Consider the following 14,674-nt stretch of genomic DNA (forward strand, 5'->3'; position numbering starts at 1 on the left):
GACAAGTTAGCGATGGAGAAATAAATAAGAAAATAGAGGAATTTCTAGATAAATTGGTGTTTGCAGTTAATTTACCTAACCATGCTGAACTGGAAGGATTAATCAAAAATGAGATAAGTAACAAATTGATCGAAAAGTTCAACTACTTTGGTAATGACGAAACTGCTTACAACGCGCTTTTTATGAAAATGTGGAGTTGGATGAAGGATAGAGAAGGACGTTTCCTTTCACATAAAGAAGGCGAAGAGCTTTTCCGAAAAGTAGAGATGTGTGCTAGTACTTTAAGTGAGATAAGACAAGAAGTAGAGAAAGGGAATAAAGAAATAGGTAAAATAGCAAAACAACAGCGTAAGGATAGTAAAACACTGCATAAAATACATGCAGTTGCAACAACACAGAATAACAAGCAGATAGAGAAGCCTATTCAGTTTAATATAGTATATCCAGTTGAGATGTTTGTTGGGAGGGACAGCGAATTGCAAGAAATATATGGTAAATTGCATGAAAGTACTGGCAAACTAACGGCAATATCACAAATGGTTGTTATCGGTGGTCTTGGAGGAATAGGAAAAAGTGAGTTAGCTAGGAAATACGCTTATGAATATAGAAAAGATTATGATGGCAATGTTGTATGGGTAAACGCTGAAAACTTTGGAATTATGAAGAATTCTTTTCTGAAGTTAGCTGAGGATAATAAACTAGGTATTCCTCCCCAGGATAAGTACGGAAATGACAAGACGATAGAAACTATTGTTAAAGAAATATATGCTTTCTTTGCAAGAAGGGGAAGGAAAAGCCTGTTCATTTTTGATAATGCTGAGGGATATGAGGATATTAGTAAGTTTTTGCCATTCTCTTTAGGCCAGGACTATAACAAGCCTTGCGTATTAATTACTTCTCGTAGTAAAGATTGGAAAGTAGGGGAAGAGGAAGGTAAGATACAAGTAATACAATTAGATGAGTTTACTGAAACAGAAGCTTTGAGGTTTGTGAAGAAGGCTTTGAATATAAGAAATAATTTACAAGATGAAGAAATAAAAAAACTAACAAAAGAATTGCAGTATTTTCCATTAGCTTTGGGGCAAGCAGTAAAATATATAAACGAAAGCAATATTGTACTAAGTCGTAGAAGTAAGAAAAAAATTAGTGTTAGTGACTACCTGAAAGAATATGAAGAAGAAGCAGAGAAACTGCTTGACTTTGAATCCAAATATAAAAGTGACTGTTATACTAAAACAACATTTGTAATTTGGAAAATTACAAATGTCCTACCTTGCTCCTGATGATATTTGTATAAGAGAAATTTTTTCAAATAAAGTTACTTTTAGCTCATGGTGCATCCTATTACTAGAAATTTGCATTTAATTTATAGCTCCGCTTCTATCAGGGCATAGGATGACAGAAGTGGGCTTTAATAGCTGTAGTACTATAGTGTTATACGCCAAAAGTAAGTATTAGATATAACAAATAGAAGAAATTAGATAGAATGATTAAAGGGGCAAGGATATAAAGGTTTAACTTGAAATAACCTGATAAAATTTGAATCACACTTCCAAGTGCTGGCACCCATGAAAGTAATAAAGTTGCAAAAATTAGCAAATTTTTTGTAACTTTTGGCATTGTATATTCGTTTTCTAATTTGTGGTATGATTTTCGTATAGAGATTGTTATTCTACCTAAATACCAGTTAACTATTCCACCAAGGCTTGATCCTAGTACTCCAAAAAATAACATAAGTAGTAGATTGTGATGTGATCTAAAGTACAGCATAGCTTCAAACATAAAGCCTTGGTGTATAGGCAAGATTAACGATGATAATAGGCTATCTTTAAACAGCAGAAAGTAATCTTCCATATAAGTTTACCAAGTTGTTGTACCATCTTCATTGTCAGAAATTGTAACCCCCATTTGTTTCAACTGATCCCTTATTTTGTCTGCAGTATCGTAATTTTTATTTTTTTTTGCAATTTTTCTTAAGTCTATCAACCTTTCTATTTCTTGATGATTTACATCCACAGCAAACCACTCTTGATAACTTGACTCAAGAAGACCAATAAATCTGGCACTCTTAACAAAACTCTCAGTTAATTTAAGCTTTTCACTTTCATTACTCATTTTGTTAATTTTTGCAGCCATTTCATGCAGTATAGCTAGAGCTTCAGGAATGTTTAAGTCGCTTTTTAAAGCGTCTATAAAATCTTTAGAAATCTCTGCGTTACTTTCATCAATATTCGTTGTATCTAAGCCACGTAATAACCGATAAAATTTATTTAAGGTTTCCTGTGCATCAGAAATAACGTTTTCTGTCCAATCAAGTGGTTTTCTGTAGTGAGTTTTGAGCAGTGCATAGCGTATTACTTCACCCTTTATTCCACTATCTAGCAAATCTCTTACTTTGACTATATTAAATAAGGACTTGCTCATTTTTTCTTCACTTACTGTAAGAAAGCCGTTATGTATCCAGTATTTTGCAAACATTGATCCAGCAAATGCAGACTTACTCTGTGCAATTTCATTTTCATGGTGAGGAAATTGTAAATCTATGCCGCCACCATGAATATCAAAATCTTTGCCAAGATAAGCATATGACATTGCTGAGCATTCTATATGCCATCCAGGCCTGCCCTCTCCCCATGGGCTATTCCAATAACTTGAAAGTTTGTAGTCAATATCACTTGCAGGCTTCCACAGTACAAAATCTCCAGGGTGCTTTTTATTTTCATTAACTTCAACTCTGCTACCTGGAACCAATTCATCAGTTTTTTTTCCTGATAAAGCACCATATTCATGGTAAGATTCTATATTAAAATACACGTGTTTGTCAGACTCGTAAGCGTGGCCTGATTGCAGTAAATGTTCAATTAATTCTATAATATAATCTACGTTTTCCGTTGCTTTTGGTTCGTGTGTTGGCTCTTTACAATTTATGCTTTCCATATCATCATGAAAAGCTTTAATGTAATATGTGGTTATACTTTCTATGTTGCTATTTTTCTCACTTGCTGCATTGATTATCTTATCATCAATGTCGGTTATGTTACGCACATAGGTAACTTTGCCATAACAAAACTTAAGTAGCTGAAATAACACATCATACACAACAACAGACCGTGCATTGCCTATATGTGCTGTGTCATATACTGTTGGTCCGCAAACATACATTTTCACATGATCTTTATCGATTGGTGTAAAAAGTTCCTTTTTTTTTGTTAAGGTGTTGTAAAGCCTAACCATATACGAAGCTTTTGAGAAAAGAAAATGCCCCAATGATAAGTTGTGGCCCTTTGACTACTACAACAAGAGTAAGCAATAGTCCGCACAATGATATTAAAACTCCCAATATGGATAGAAACCCATCTTTACTCATAATACCAAGTGAAATAAGAGTCGTACCAATTGCAGGAATAAAGTTGGTAAGAGGTAATGGAAGAGCTATTGATAATGCACAAAGCAACATTACAAAAGCTAAAATTTTTTCGCCAGGCCCATAGAAAATAAAAGACATTCTTGGCTTCATGAATTTTTCTATTTTTCTTAATGCTGGAGAAGTTTTCTCCACCACAAGAGCTAGTGTTGAACGCTGAAAAGATCTTCTTTCTAGCCAACTGGGCATCCAAGGAGAATCAAATCCAAATAGAAGCTGCAGTGAGAATAAGATTAAAGGTATAGAAAGAATAGTTGTATAACCAGGTGGAACCGGTATAGGCACCGATAGTGGCAAGGAGAAGATGATTATTAAAATACCAAAACCGCGCTCATGCAAAGCTGTTTTAATATCGAACAAAGTTACTTTATCGCTATCATTGTTATTGGTATCTGCAACCTCTTTTAGAATATCAGAAGCTAGTTTATCACTTTTAGTCAACTTATCATTTTGTGACACGAAAAACCCTTGATAAAAGTAATTCTTAACACAATTATTGTTTTATTTCAATATGCATTATTCATTTCGCGCTAGTACTTCATTCTTTTGTTAAAGTGTTGTAAAGCTTTTAAGAAGAGAAAGTGCTCCGGTTATAAGTTGTGGTCCTTTGACTATTACAACAAGAGTAAGCAACAACGCACACAATGACACTAAAACTCCCAATATGGATAGAAACCCGTCTTTACTCATAATACCAAGTGAAATAAGAGTTGTGCCAATTGCAGGAAGGAAGTGAGTAAAAGGTAATGGAAGAGCTATTATTATTGCACAAAGCAACATCATAAAAGCCAGAATCTTCTCACCAGGCCCATAGAAAATGAAAGATAGTCTTGGCTTCATGAATTTTTCTATTTTTTCTAATACAGGGGAAGTTTTCTCTACCACAAGAGCTAGTGTTGAACGCTGAAAAGATTTTCTTTCTAGCCAACTGGGCATCCAAGGAGAATCAAATCCAAATAGAAGCTGCAGTGAGAATAAGATTAAAGGTATAGAAAGAATAGTTGTATAACCAGGTGGAACCGGTATAGGCACCGATAGCGGCAAGGAGAAGATGATTATTAAAATACCAAAACCGCGCTCATGCAAAGCTGTTTTAATGTCAAACAAAGTTACTTTATCGCTATCATTGTTATTGGTATCTGCAACCTCTTTTAGAATATCAGAAGCTAGTTTTTTATCTTTAGTTAGTTTCTCACTTTTTTGCACAATTATCCTTTAATCAAACTATTCCTTTTAAACTAACGTAATTATTGCTGTATTTCAATATACATTTATTATTGTTAATTGTTAGAGTTAAAGTACAATCGTAATTTTGTCATTATACTTGCAGTTGGTGCAAATGAAGTTGTTTGTTACAGCATCAATGCAATACAGTTTTCCCTTGCGTGTTTTTTGGGTTACACGCAAGGGTTAAACTACCTATAAAAAAAAGTTATAGTATATCATTAGTATCTGACTGTGAATAATGACTTTCGTCACTTAATGGATCAGAATACAATGAACTCTGTGATAATTCGATAGATTCACTTTCTTCTTCTGTGCCCCATATCCATGATATAAAACTTCTAAAAATAGATGCAATAGATGAAAATACACCAGGTTCACTCGTTTGTGTAGATTGACTTTCTTCTGTGTTATCATCTAGCTTAGCGGTTTCTTTTTGCACTTCTCTTTTTTCTCTATAGAGTTCTTTGTTATTATATAGTGTATCTCCTTCTGTTTCCTCTTCCTCCACTATATTTGTTTTTTTATCATCTTCATTGCTTTCTCTAAGCTCTAATGCCTTGTTATGAGCTGGATTTTCATATTCTTCAGTTTTATATTCTTTTGTCTGTCCACTATCTATATCTTTTTTATTTTCTTCTTCTACTTGATTCCCGATTAAATTTCCAACTAATTCAGGGTCTAATGAATTCTTCATATTTGTTAATAGCTCATTTTGGAACACATGGCCCAGCTCATGACCTAAAACAAAGTCCATACCGGCAAATTTGTATACTACTATCGCTTTACCATCAGTTGCACCATAAGCATTATCTGCGTCAATGCCAGCTAATTCATTATATTTCTGGTAATCATTCTTGTTGTTAAAAACATTAACTTCTAAATTTAAAGTTGTTTCAGGTTTGTTTACATCAAACAATTTTTTAAAATTTTCATAAGCAGCATGAATGTCCTTTTGAATTTGGAACTTCTCTTGTGATGACATGTCATCATACCTTATATTATATTTTATACCTTCATCTTGGAATGAAAATACTTTTGGTAATACTTCCTCTATAGTTTCTGGTGCTTTGTCAAAGATCTTTGACTCTGAAGGCTTATATATCTTATTAAAGAATTTTGGTATACATTGTTCTCTAATGTTATATATATGATTCCCATCCATATCACGAACTTCATAATTGTATACAGGATTTGAGTTATTTTTGATTAATTGAAACTTTTGTCCATTAGTGTTAATACCTATTTTACCATTATAATCTTCAGAATAGTTTTTGTATTGTTGATTGTTATTTTTACTCATTTTCGTACCTCACTATTTAAATAAATTTACTCTTACATTATCAGTATAGTATGTATAAAAATTTATTAATAATAATGATTGTATTTTTAAATTTTCACTACAAGACTTGTTTGTATGCTATATAAAGTGACCGCGAAAATTTCTATAAAGCATTTTAACAATATTAGAAAAATTATGAATTCAGAGGAAGGTGAAGCAGACGCAACAGCTTAAGCGGAAAGATTGAAAAATAATTGATGCTTTAAGTGAGTAACACGCACCTTAGTGCGTGTCACGAAGTATGAGGACGCTAACGATCTGGTTCATTAGACGATAATTTTTCTGAGTCCTTAAGCTCCTGTTTAAGGTTTTTGATGCCTTTTCCTAAATCACCCATAACTTGCGGTAATCTGCCTGCACCAAACAGAACTAAAATTATTATTAAGACTAGAAACAATTGCCATGGTCCTAAACTCATTTTCACCTCCATTTAAAATATTGACCTTTAAATATTAAAACTTGACTGAAGTCAAGTAACACATAGATTATATCACCTTTATTTAATTATAAATCAAGGTTTTTTAATTATTTTATAACAATTCCAAACTAGATTGTTTTCTTGCAGCGAATAAGTGGAAACTTTTCGCTTAACTATAGAGTAGAGGAGAGCTCACTAAAAAACTTTGCTAGCGTATCATCTTTAGGCCTATGGTATATATCGCTAGAAACTCCTGATTGAATAATTTTACCATTTTTCATTACGTAGATAAAATCTGCAACTTTCAATGCTTCTTGCGGGTCATGAGTTACCATTAGCACAGGGATATTTTTACTTCTAAAAAGGGACAATATATGTTGTCTTATTCGGCACTTGAGCAGCATATCCAAATTAGAAAATGGTTCATCTAACAACACAACATCAGGGTTTTGTGCCATCACTCTTGCTATTGCAACTAATTGTTGCTGTCCTCCAGATAAGGCGTTAGGGTACATATTTTCATATTTTTCTATATTGAGTAACTTCAAGATTTCCAATGCAATTAGGTGCTTTTCTCTCTTGGAAGAGCTGCGGATAGCAAAGGTTATATTTTCTACTACTGTTTTGTGAGGAAATAATGCAGAATGCTGAAAAATCAATCCGATATTTCTATGCTCTATAGCGACTGATGCCTTATTGCTTGCAACTAACCTATCATTTATAAAAATAGTTCCAGATTTTGGATTTTCTATCCCTGCAATTAATTTCAAAATTGTTGACTTGCCACAGCCAGAATGCCCCAATAAACATGCAACACTTCCTTTTTTTACTTTAATGTTTATATTGCTTAAAGCAAAGTCGTCTTGATTGTTATAGAAATAACCAATGTTGTTAACTAGCATTAATCTTACTTAAACCATGTTATTAAATATAATAGCATTATACTCAAGAAGTACAGAAATGTTTCTTGTCGTCATAAATTGGTTATGCAAGAAATCTAGAAAAGAGAAGGATTTTTTGCTATAACTTTACATAAATGGTAGGAAACACGGGACTATAGCTCAGCAGGATAGAGCGTTGGACTCCTAATCCGAAGGTCGTGCGTTCGAATCGCACTAGTCCCACCACATTGCTTCACAAATTTCATGGAGATTTTTTTTCACAAATACACACACCTATTCCAGTGTCAAGCACTGGAATGACAAGTTCTTGGCAACCCCTACGTCATACCGCCGCGGTATCTCTTAGCATAGATCCCGCTAACAAGCAGCGGGATGACGAGGTTATCGTCATGCCACCGCGAACCGTCATACCGCGATTCATTCGCGGTATCTCTTAGCATAGATCCCGCTAACACGTAGCGGGATACTTGACCTTTACAGGGATGACGGTTGTCGTTTAGTTATAAATATTTAAGAAATTTACCAGGCAGAAAAAAAAGGCAAAGAACTCCCGTGGTGCGAGTTTTGACCCTATAATAATTTAAACTGGCGCTGTAATAATGTGCTAACGCTTAAAATAAGCGCGGTTTGGCTGAATGTAGAAAAAATTTAAAAGACATGCAGCCGCTATAATTTTATGTAATCCGCCAAAAAATACCCTAAGTTTTTTACTGAATTTTGTCATTGAGCCTGCAGGTCAAAAACAAGTTTTGAGTCATAAATACCCTTATTGTCATAATAAGGGGGCTGGCGGAGTTTGTCAAGGAAGTTTTTCGTTTCTACTGAATGACAATTGTGGCTTGGGAGGTAGTGCAAGAAGTCTACTGATGGCTTTCAAAGCAGCTGAGCTTAATTATTAGAGTAGTAATGTTTATTTTTATATTGACTATTGAGGTTTATTATTTTATAACTAAAAACTTAGTTATTTTAATGAGCTTGAATTTATAACATATGCCTACGATAAATCAATTAATACGTAAGGGTAGATTAGGATTGACCCATAAGAAAAAGGTACCAGCTTTGGGAGAAAGCAACCCTCAAAGGAGGGGTGTTTGCACTAAGGTGTATACTACAACTCCTAGGAAGCCTAACTCAGCACTCCGTAAAGTAGCCAGAGTAAAAATTAGTGGGTATGGTGAAGTGACAGCTTATATACCTGGTGAAGGTCATAATTTACAAGAGCATTCTGTTGTTTTGATACGTGGTGGGCGGGTTAAAGATTTGCCAGGTGTGCGTTATCACATAATAAGAGGTGCCCTTGATCTGCGTGGCGTGCAAAATCGAAAGAAAGCTCGTTCAAAATATGGTGTAAAGAAATCTGGTTAAAATTTATGGCTCGTCGGAATAAAGCAAAAAAAAGAGAAATAAGTCCTGATTCGCGTTATGGCAGTGTTTTGCTGATGCGTTTCATTAATACAATCATGAAATGTGGTAAAAAATCTACTGCAGAAAAGATTATCTATGACGCTTTGTCTTTAGCTGAAAAGAAAATAGGTGAAGGTGGGTTATCAATTTTTGAAACAGCGGTAGGAAATGTTACTCCTTCTATAGAAGTGCGTTCTCGACGCATTGGTGGTGCAACTTATCAAGTGCCTGTTGAAGTTCGACAAGATAGAGCGATTTCTTTAGCGTTAAGGTGGATTGCTAAAGCAACTTCTGCTGCTCGAAAAAAGAGTGGAAAAACCACTGTTGATTGTTTGCAATCTGAAATACTGGATGCTTATAATAAACGCGGTGGTGCGTTTAAGATGTGCGAAGAAAAATATAAAATGGCTGAGGCTAATAAGGCATTTTCCCATCTTCGTTTTTAATGTTAGCTAATTAATTGTGATATGGAAATTGGGATATCTAAATACAGAAATATAGGAATAATGGCTCACATAGATGCTGGTAAGACTACCACAACAGAGCGTATTTTATTTTATACTGGTAAGCAAAATAGAATTGGTGAAGTGCACGATGGGGCAGCTTCTATGGATTGGATGGAGCAGGAAAAAGAGCGTGGTATTACAATCACATCTGCTGCAACAACATGTTTTTGGAATGATCATAGGGTCAATATAATAGACACTCCAGGTCACGTTGATTTCACTATTGAAGTTGAGAGATCTTTAAGGGTTTTGGATGGTGCAGTTGCTGTATTTGATGGAGTTGCTGGAGTTGAACCTCAATCTGAAACAGTTTGGCGTCAAGCTGATAAATATAGCGTTCCTCGTATCTGCTTTGTTAATAAGATGGATAGAATAGGGGCAAATTTTTATCGATGTGTTGATATGATAAAGACGAAGCTTGGTGCAGCACCTTTAGTCATTCAGTTGCCAATAGGAAGTGAGAAAGATTTCAAAGGTATAATTGACCTTATTTCTATGAAAGCCATTATATGGCAAGAAGAAACGTTGGGTGCTAAATTTTCTTATGAAGATATTCCTTCTGATTTGCTTGACAAGGCTCAAGAATATCGAAATCTTTTATTAGATGCTGCAGCTGAGATGGATGATGAAGCGATGAATACTTACTTTGAGTCTAATGATCTGCCAGTAGATTTACTGAAAAAATGCGTGAGAAATGGAACCATCAAAGGAAAATTTGTTCCTGTATTATGTGGATCAGCTTTTAAAAATAAAGGCGTACAACCACTTTTAGATGGTGTGGTTGACTTTTTACCTCCTCCTATTGATGTTGATGTAATTGTTGGAACTGATCCTAAAGATTCAGAAAAGAAAATTGAGATCAAACCTTCAGAAAAAGAGAAATTCGTTGCTCTTGCGTTTAAAGTGATGACGGATAAGTTTGTAGGCAGCTTGACGTTTATTCGTATTTATTCCGGTAAGTTAAAATCCAAATCCGCTGTGTTAAATGCGGGAAAAAATGAGACTGAAGGAATTGGCAGAATGCTGCTTATGCATGCAAATAACAGAGAAGATATAAACGAAGCTAAAGTTGGCGATATAGTTGCCTTAGTTGGATTAAAGAGAACAATTACTGGTGACACTTTATGTTCACCTGATTTTCCTATATTATTAGAGCGTATGGAATTTCCTGAGCCTGTTATTGAAATTGCTGTGGAACCTAAAACTACTTCAGATCAGGAAAAATTAGGTGTTGCTTTAAATAGATTGGTTGCAGAAGATCCTTCTTTAAGAATGTCAGTAAATGCGGAGAGTGGACAGACTATATTGAAAGGCATGGGTGAGCTGCATCTTGAGATTATTGTTGATAGAATGAAGCGCGAGTTTAACGTTGAAGCTAACGTCGGTGCGCCTCAAGTTGCATATCGTGAAACTATCACTAAATCTGTTGAAATTGATTATACTCATAAAAAACAGTCCGGCGGTGCTGGCCAATTTGCAAAAGTAAAGATTATATTTGAACCTCTTGAGCCTGGTTCTGGGTTTCAATTTGAAAGTAAAATTGTAGGTGGTGCAATTCCAAAAGAATATATTCCTGGTGTACAAAATGGTTTAGAGTTGATAAAAGAAGGAGGCATGATCTCTGGTTTTCCGGTTATTGATTTTAAGGCTACCCTTATTGATGGTGCTTTCCATGAAGTTGATTCTAGTCCTTTAGCTTTTGAACTTGCTGCTAAAGGTGCTTTTAAAGAGATGGCAAACAAAGCTGGTCCAAAAATGTTAGAACCTATAATGAAAGTTGAAATCATTACGCCTGAAGAGTATATGGGCGATATCATGGGCGATGTAAATAGCAGAAGGGGGCAAGTTTCAAGTATGGAAACGCATAATAGTAGCACTATAATTCTTGCTTTCGTACCTCTTGCAAATATGTTTGGTTATATAAATGTTTTGCGTTCTATATCTCAAGGAAGAGCTCAGTATAGTATGCATTTTTCTTATTATGAACAAGTACCACAATATGTGGTTGATGAGTTAAAGTTAAAGTATAATTAAGGGTAATAATTATGACAGCAGTAGTGGAAGCATTTGGAAAGCCGCATATAAATGTGGGAACAATAGGACATGTGGATCATGGGAAGACAACGTTAACAGCGGCGATAACAAAGCATTATGGAAATTTTGTAGCGTACGATCAGATAGATAAGGCGCCAGAAGAAAGGAAAAGGGGGATAACGATAGCAACAGCGCATGTTGAGTATCAGACGGAAAAAAGGCATTATGCACACGTTGATTGTCCTGGACATGCTGACTATGTAAAGAACATGATAGTAGGTGCAGCACAGATGGATGCGGCGATATTGGTAGTGTCGGGGGTTGATGGGCCAATGCCACAAACGAGAGAGCATATATTGCTAGCGAAGCAGGTAGGTGTTGGATATATCGTGGTGTATATAAATAAAGCTGATGTTGCTGATGCTGATATGATAGATTTGGTAGAAATGGAAGTGAGGGAATTGCTGAATAAATACGGATTTCCAGGGGATGAAGTGCCTGTGGTAGTGGGGTCTGCATTGAAAGCGCTGGAGGATGACAGTAGCGAATATGGAAAGAAATCAATAGATAAATTGATGGAAAAGTTAGATGAGTATGTGGCGGTTCCACCAAGGCCTGTGGATTTACCATTTTTATTGCCAATCGAGGATGTATTTTCGATATCGGGGCGAGGAACGGTGGTAACAGGAAGGATAGAGAAGGGAGAGATAAAGACGGGAGAAGAGATAGAGATAATAGGTCTGAAAGCGACGCAAAAGACGATATGCACAGGTGTAGAAATGTTTAAGAAGTTGCTGGATAAGGGGAGTGCAGGACTCAATGTAGGAATATTGTTAAGAGGAACAAAAAGAGAAGAAGTGGAGAGAGGGCAAGTATTAGCAAAACCGGGGACGATAACGCCGCATAGAAAGTTTAGGGCGGAGGTTTATATATTAAAGAAAGAGGAAGGAGGAAGGCATACACCATTTTTTGCGAATTACCAGCCACAGTTTTATTTAAGGACAACGGATGTAACCGGAAGCATAAAATTGCTAGATGGGAAGGAGATGGTAATGCCAGGAGATAATGTGAGTGTAGAAGTAGAATTGCAAGTACCGATAGCAATGGATAAGGGATTGCGTTTTGCGATAAGAGAAGGCGGTAGAACTGTTGGTTCTGGTGTTGTTTCTGAAATTTTGGAGTGAGAGTTTGAGTTATAGGAGTGTAGCTCAATTGGTAGAGCGCTGGTCTCCAAAACCAGAGGTTGTAGGTTCAATTCCTATCGCTCCTGCATTAATGTTGTGGTGAAAATGTTAAAAAGTTTGTGTGTTTTTTTCTATGATATAAAGCAAGAAATACGAAGAATTGCTTGGGTAAAGAAACAGGAGGTGTTGTCATCTCTATTTGTTGTGATGATTGTTATATTATGCTTTTCGATTTTCTTCTGTTTTGTGGATTTTATGTCTCTTTACGTAATTAAGGCTTTATTTGGAATTATTTATGGAATGTGAATATAAATGGTATATCATTAGAGTTGATTATGGATATGAGCAAAATATACGCGAATTGGTAAGTAATGCTGTTTATTTTAAGGAAGTGTTTATTCCTTATCAAACGGTATGTAATTCAAAGTCTGATATAAAAGAGTTATGTGAAGTGTATGTATATATGCATCTATGTGATGAAAGCAAAAATATTTTGAATCAAACGCCTGGATTCTGCAGTGGCGAATCTGGTGATTTTGAGATGATTTCAGATGATGAGATAAGTTTAAAGTGTAAAGAATTTAATAGATATAAATGGTATATCTTGAGAGTTGCTTCCAATTGTGAAGAGAAAGTGCGCCAACATATATTGGAAAATTCTATGAGATTGGGTGTTAATGATTACTTTAAGGAAGTTTTTATTCCATATGAAGAGCTAAGTGAAGTAGAGTTGAAATCTAAGAAAATTGCTACACGAAGGAAATGCTTTCCTGGTTATGTCTTTTTATACGTGAATTTATGCGATGAAGTATTGAATTTTATCAATAATATACCAAAATCTCTTAAGGTTTATGGATTTTTGAAAAATGGTAATATTCCAAAGGTGATTTTGGATGATGAGATTCACTCAATGTGTAATGCACTTTATAATGCTCAAGAGACAAAGAAGTTAGGTTATGGTTATGAAAAAGGTGAAAAAGTGAAAATTAATGATGGTCTTTTTCAAAATTTTACTGGTAAGGTAAATATGGTAAACGATGAGAAAAAAATTATTAATGTGGAAGTATCAATTTTAGGTAAGCCGACAATAATAGAGCTTGATCTGGCTCAAGTAGAGAAAATAGAGGATTAATTATGAGTGTTATAGTTGCTAAGATTAACTTACTTATGGAAGCTGGGAAAGCAATTCCAGGACCGAAAATTGCTTCAGTACTTGGTCCACGTGGTATACCTGTTCCTAAGTTTTGTGAAGCTTTTAATAAAGTTACTAGCGCTGCTAACGCTAATTATAAAGTAGGCAATTTAGTAACAGTGCGAATTTCCATAAAGGATGATCGCTCTCATGATTTTACTGTCAGCGGTCCACCTGTGGCTTATTTACTTAAGCAGGAGGCTAAATTAAGTAAAAGTTCTGGTAATCCTGGTAAAGAATTAGTGGCTAAATTACCTATGTCTGCTATAATTAAAGTGGCAAAGTGCAAGATGGTTGATATGAAAGTGGATAATGAAGATTCAGCAGTGAAAATGGTTGTAGGCACTGCAAAATCTATGGGTATAGAAGTTGTGGAAGGTTAGGTAAATGAATACATATAATGATAATCCTAAGCAGTGTTTGAAGAAGATTATTGAGTCTGCTTCAGCAAAATTTAATGAATCAGTTGATATTGCAGTCAATTTAGGCGTAGATTCACGTAAATCTGAAGAGCAGGTGCGTGGTACAGTAGTTTTGCCTAAAGGTATCGGGAAGAATATTAAAGTAGCTGTTTTCGCTCAAGATAAACATTTATTAGAAGCTGAAAAAGCTGGTGCTGATATTGCAGGAGGAGAGGATTTAGTTGAAGAAATAAAAAAGGGTAGAAAATTAGATGTTGATTGGTGCATTACTACTCCTGATTTTATGGCAAAAATCACTCCTATTGCAAAAGTATTGGGTGCTAAAGGGCTGATGCCTAACCCTAAATTTGGTACTGTGACTTCTAACATTGCAGAAGCTATTAAAACCATTAAGTCTGGTCAGATAAAATTTAGAACAGATAAAAATGGTGTTATTCATGGTAAATTAGGAAATATTAAATTTGATATTGATGACTTGCTAGAAAATTTAAAAGCCTTTCTTAAAGTAATTAAAGATAATAAACCTATTTCTGCGAAAGGAATTTACTTTAAGGGTGTTTTTTTAAATTCAACTATGGGTGAAGCTTATAAGATAAGCAAAGTGGAAGATATAATTTAAGGG

The 14,674-nt window shown here is 35.0% G+C and carries 16 protein-coding genes and 2 tRNA genes; 11 read left to right on the forward strand and 7 right to left on the reverse strand.

The features are described 5' to 3' along the window. The first annotated feature begins 452 nt into the window (after positions 1-452). Positions 453-1,283, forward strand: a complete 831-nt coding sequence (locus ABWU75_RS04130) for an NB-ARC domain-containing protein (RefSeq protein WP_264732580.1) — start codon at positions 453-455, stop codon at positions 1,281-1,283. A gap of 151 nt (positions 1,284-1,434) precedes the next feature. Here the strand turns inward: ABWU75_RS04130 and ABWU75_RS04135 are convergent, their stop codons facing one another. The 7 genes from ABWU75_RS04135 to ABWU75_RS04165 form a co-directional block, all read right to left on the reverse strand. Continuing rightward, on the reverse strand, positions 1,435-1,854 hold the full coding sequence (locus ABWU75_RS04135) for a hypothetical protein (protein WP_096560637.1): 420 nt from the start codon (positions 1,852-1,854) through the stop codon (positions 1,435-1,437). A gap of 6 nt (positions 1,855-1,860) precedes the next feature. Next, positions 1,861-3,234: a cysteine--tRNA ligase gene (gene cysS / locus ABWU75_RS04140; protein ID WP_353286672.1), complete on the reverse strand. Its 1,374-nt coding sequence runs from the start codon at positions 3,232-3,234 to the stop codon at positions 1,861-1,863. Further along, the gene (locus ABWU75_RS04145) at positions 3,227-3,883 is read right to left on the reverse strand and encodes an exopolysaccharide biosynthesis protein (protein ID WP_264687737.1); all 657 of its coding nucleotides are present in this window, start codon (positions 3,881-3,883) and stop codon (positions 3,227-3,229) included. The genes cysS and ABWU75_RS04145 overlap by 8 nt, the downstream gene beginning before the upstream one ends. A gap of 90 nt (positions 3,884-3,973) precedes the next feature. After that, entirely contained in the window at positions 3,974-4,630 is a 657-nt protein-coding gene (locus ABWU75_RS04150; protein WP_353276814.1) for an exopolysaccharide biosynthesis protein, read from the reverse strand. Between the two features lie 226 nt (positions 4,631-4,856). Further along, complete coding sequence (locus tag ABWU75_RS04155; RefSeq protein ID WP_264731420.1) at positions 4,857-5,951, reverse strand: hypothetical protein; 1,095 nt, start codon at positions 5,949-5,951, stop codon at positions 4,857-4,859. Between the two features lie 289 nt (positions 5,952-6,240). Continuing rightward, on the reverse strand, positions 6,241-6,408 hold the full coding sequence (locus ABWU75_RS04160; protein WP_006013840.1) for a twin-arginine translocase TatA/TatE family subunit: 168 nt from the start codon (positions 6,406-6,408) through the stop codon (positions 6,241-6,243). Between the two features lie 173 nt (positions 6,409-6,581). Then, complete coding sequence (locus ABWU75_RS04165) at positions 6,582-7,310, reverse strand: ABC transporter ATP-binding protein (protein WP_353286673.1); 729 nt, start codon at positions 7,308-7,310, stop codon at positions 6,582-6,584. 148 nt (positions 7,311-7,458) lie between these two features. On the opposite strand from ABWU75_RS04165, the gene ABWU75_RS04170 reads away from it, so the two are divergent. From ABWU75_RS04170 to rplA, 10 genes are all read left to right on the forward strand, one after another. After that, a tRNA-Arg gene (locus ABWU75_RS04170) sits at positions 7,459-7,535 on the forward strand. A gap of 765 nt (positions 7,536-8,300) precedes the next feature. Then, entirely contained in the window at positions 8,301-8,675 is a 375-nt protein-coding gene (gene rpsL / locus ABWU75_RS04175; protein WP_006279787.1) for a 30S ribosomal protein S12, read from the forward strand. A 5-nt stretch (positions 8,676-8,680) separates the two neighbouring features. After that, positions 8,681-9,160 carry a 30S ribosomal protein S7 gene (gene rpsG, locus ABWU75_RS04180; RefSeq protein WP_253307294.1) on the forward strand — a complete coding sequence of 160 codons (480 nt, stop codon included), beginning with the start codon at positions 8,681-8,683 and terminating at the stop codon, positions 9,158-9,160. 21 nt (positions 9,161-9,181) lie between these two features. Next, complete coding sequence (gene fusA, locus ABWU75_RS04185) at positions 9,182-11,254, forward strand: elongation factor G (protein WP_353286674.1); 2,073 nt, start codon at positions 9,182-9,184, stop codon at positions 11,252-11,254. 11 nt (positions 11,255-11,265) lie between these two features. Further along, positions 11,266-12,438, forward strand: a complete 1,173-nt coding sequence (gene tuf / locus ABWU75_RS04190) for an elongation factor Tu (RefSeq protein WP_353286675.1) — start codon at positions 11,266-11,268, stop codon at positions 12,436-12,438. Positions 12,439-12,451: 13 nt separating this feature from the next. Beyond that, positions 12,452-12,524: transfer RNA gene (locus ABWU75_RS04195), tRNA-Trp, on the forward strand. Positions 12,525-12,534: 10 nt separating this feature from the next. Next, positions 12,535-12,744: a preprotein translocase subunit SecE gene (gene secE / locus ABWU75_RS04200; RefSeq protein ID WP_064125120.1), complete on the forward strand. Its 210-nt coding sequence runs from the start codon at positions 12,535-12,537 to the stop codon at positions 12,742-12,744. Beyond that, the gene (nusG, locus tag ABWU75_RS04205) at positions 12,734-13,570 is read left to right on the forward strand and encodes a transcription termination/antitermination protein NusG (protein ID WP_341823216.1); all 837 of its coding nucleotides are present in this window, start codon (positions 12,734-12,736) and stop codon (positions 13,568-13,570) included. Before secE ends, nusG begins: the two co-directional genes overlap by 11 nt. A gap of 2 nt (positions 13,571-13,572) precedes the next feature. Next, positions 13,573-14,013: a 50S ribosomal protein L11 gene (locus tag ABWU75_RS04210; RefSeq protein WP_264731423.1), complete on the forward strand. Its 441-nt coding sequence runs from the start codon at positions 13,573-13,575 to the stop codon at positions 14,011-14,013. 4 nt (positions 14,014-14,017) lie between these two features. Beyond that, positions 14,018-14,671, forward strand: a complete 654-nt coding sequence (gene rplA / locus ABWU75_RS04215; RefSeq protein ID WP_182183217.1) for a 50S ribosomal protein L1 — start codon at positions 14,018-14,020, stop codon at positions 14,669-14,671. The last annotated feature ends 3 nt before the right edge of the window (positions 14,672-14,674 follow it).

Source organism: Wolbachia endosymbiont (group A) of Anthophora plumipes (assembly GCF_964028115.1).
GTDB lineage: Bacteria > Pseudomonadota > Alphaproteobacteria > Rickettsiales > Anaplasmataceae > Wolbachia.

Excerpts from the sequence above, each read along its gene's own strand:
- ABWU75_RS04130 (WP_264732580.1), top strand. The coding sequence starts at position 453 with ATGTTTGTTGGGAGGGACAGCGAATTGCAAGAAATATATGGTAAATTG.
- fusA (WP_353286674.1), top strand. The coding sequence starts at position 9,182 with ATGGAAATTGGGATATCTAAATACAGAAATATAGGAATAATGGCTCAC.
- ABWU75_RS04160 (WP_006013840.1), bottom strand. The coding sequence starts at position 6,408 with ATGAGTTTAGGACCATGGCAATTGTTTCTAGTCTTAATAATAATTTTA.
- ABWU75_RS04210 (WP_264731423.1), top strand. The coding sequence starts at position 13,573 with ATGAGTGTTATAGTTGCTAAGATTAACTTACTTATGGAAGCTGGGAAA.
- rplA (WP_182183217.1), top strand. The coding sequence starts at position 14,018 with ATGAATACATATAATGATAATCCTAAGCAGTGTTTGAAGAAGATTATT.
- ABWU75_RS04165 (WP_353286673.1), bottom strand. The coding sequence starts at position 7,310 with ATGCTAGTTAACAACATTGGTTATTTCTATAACAATCAAGACGACTTT.
- ABWU75_RS04155 (WP_264731420.1), bottom strand. The coding sequence starts at position 5,951 with ATGAGTAAAAATAACAATCAACAATACAAAAACTATTCTGAAGATTAT.
- rpsL (WP_006279787.1), top strand. The coding sequence starts at position 8,301 with ATGCCTACGATAAATCAATTAATACGTAAGGGTAGATTAGGATTGACC.
- ABWU75_RS04135 (WP_096560637.1), bottom strand. The coding sequence starts at position 1,854 with ATGGAAGATTACTTTCTGCTGTTTAAAGATAGCCTATTATCATCGTTA.
- rpsG (WP_253307294.1), top strand. The coding sequence starts at position 8,681 with ATGGCTCGTCGGAATAAAGCAAAAAAAAGAGAAATAAGTCCTGATTCG.
- tuf (WP_353286675.1), top strand. The coding sequence starts at position 11,266 with ATGACAGCAGTAGTGGAAGCATTTGGAAAGCCGCATATAAATGTGGGA.
- cysS (WP_353286672.1), bottom strand. The coding sequence starts at position 3,234 with ATGGTTAGGCTTTACAACACCTTAACAAAAAAAAAGGAACTTTTTACA.
- nusG (WP_341823216.1), top strand. The coding sequence starts at position 12,734 with ATGGAATGTGAATATAAATGGTATATCATTAGAGTTGATTATGGATAT.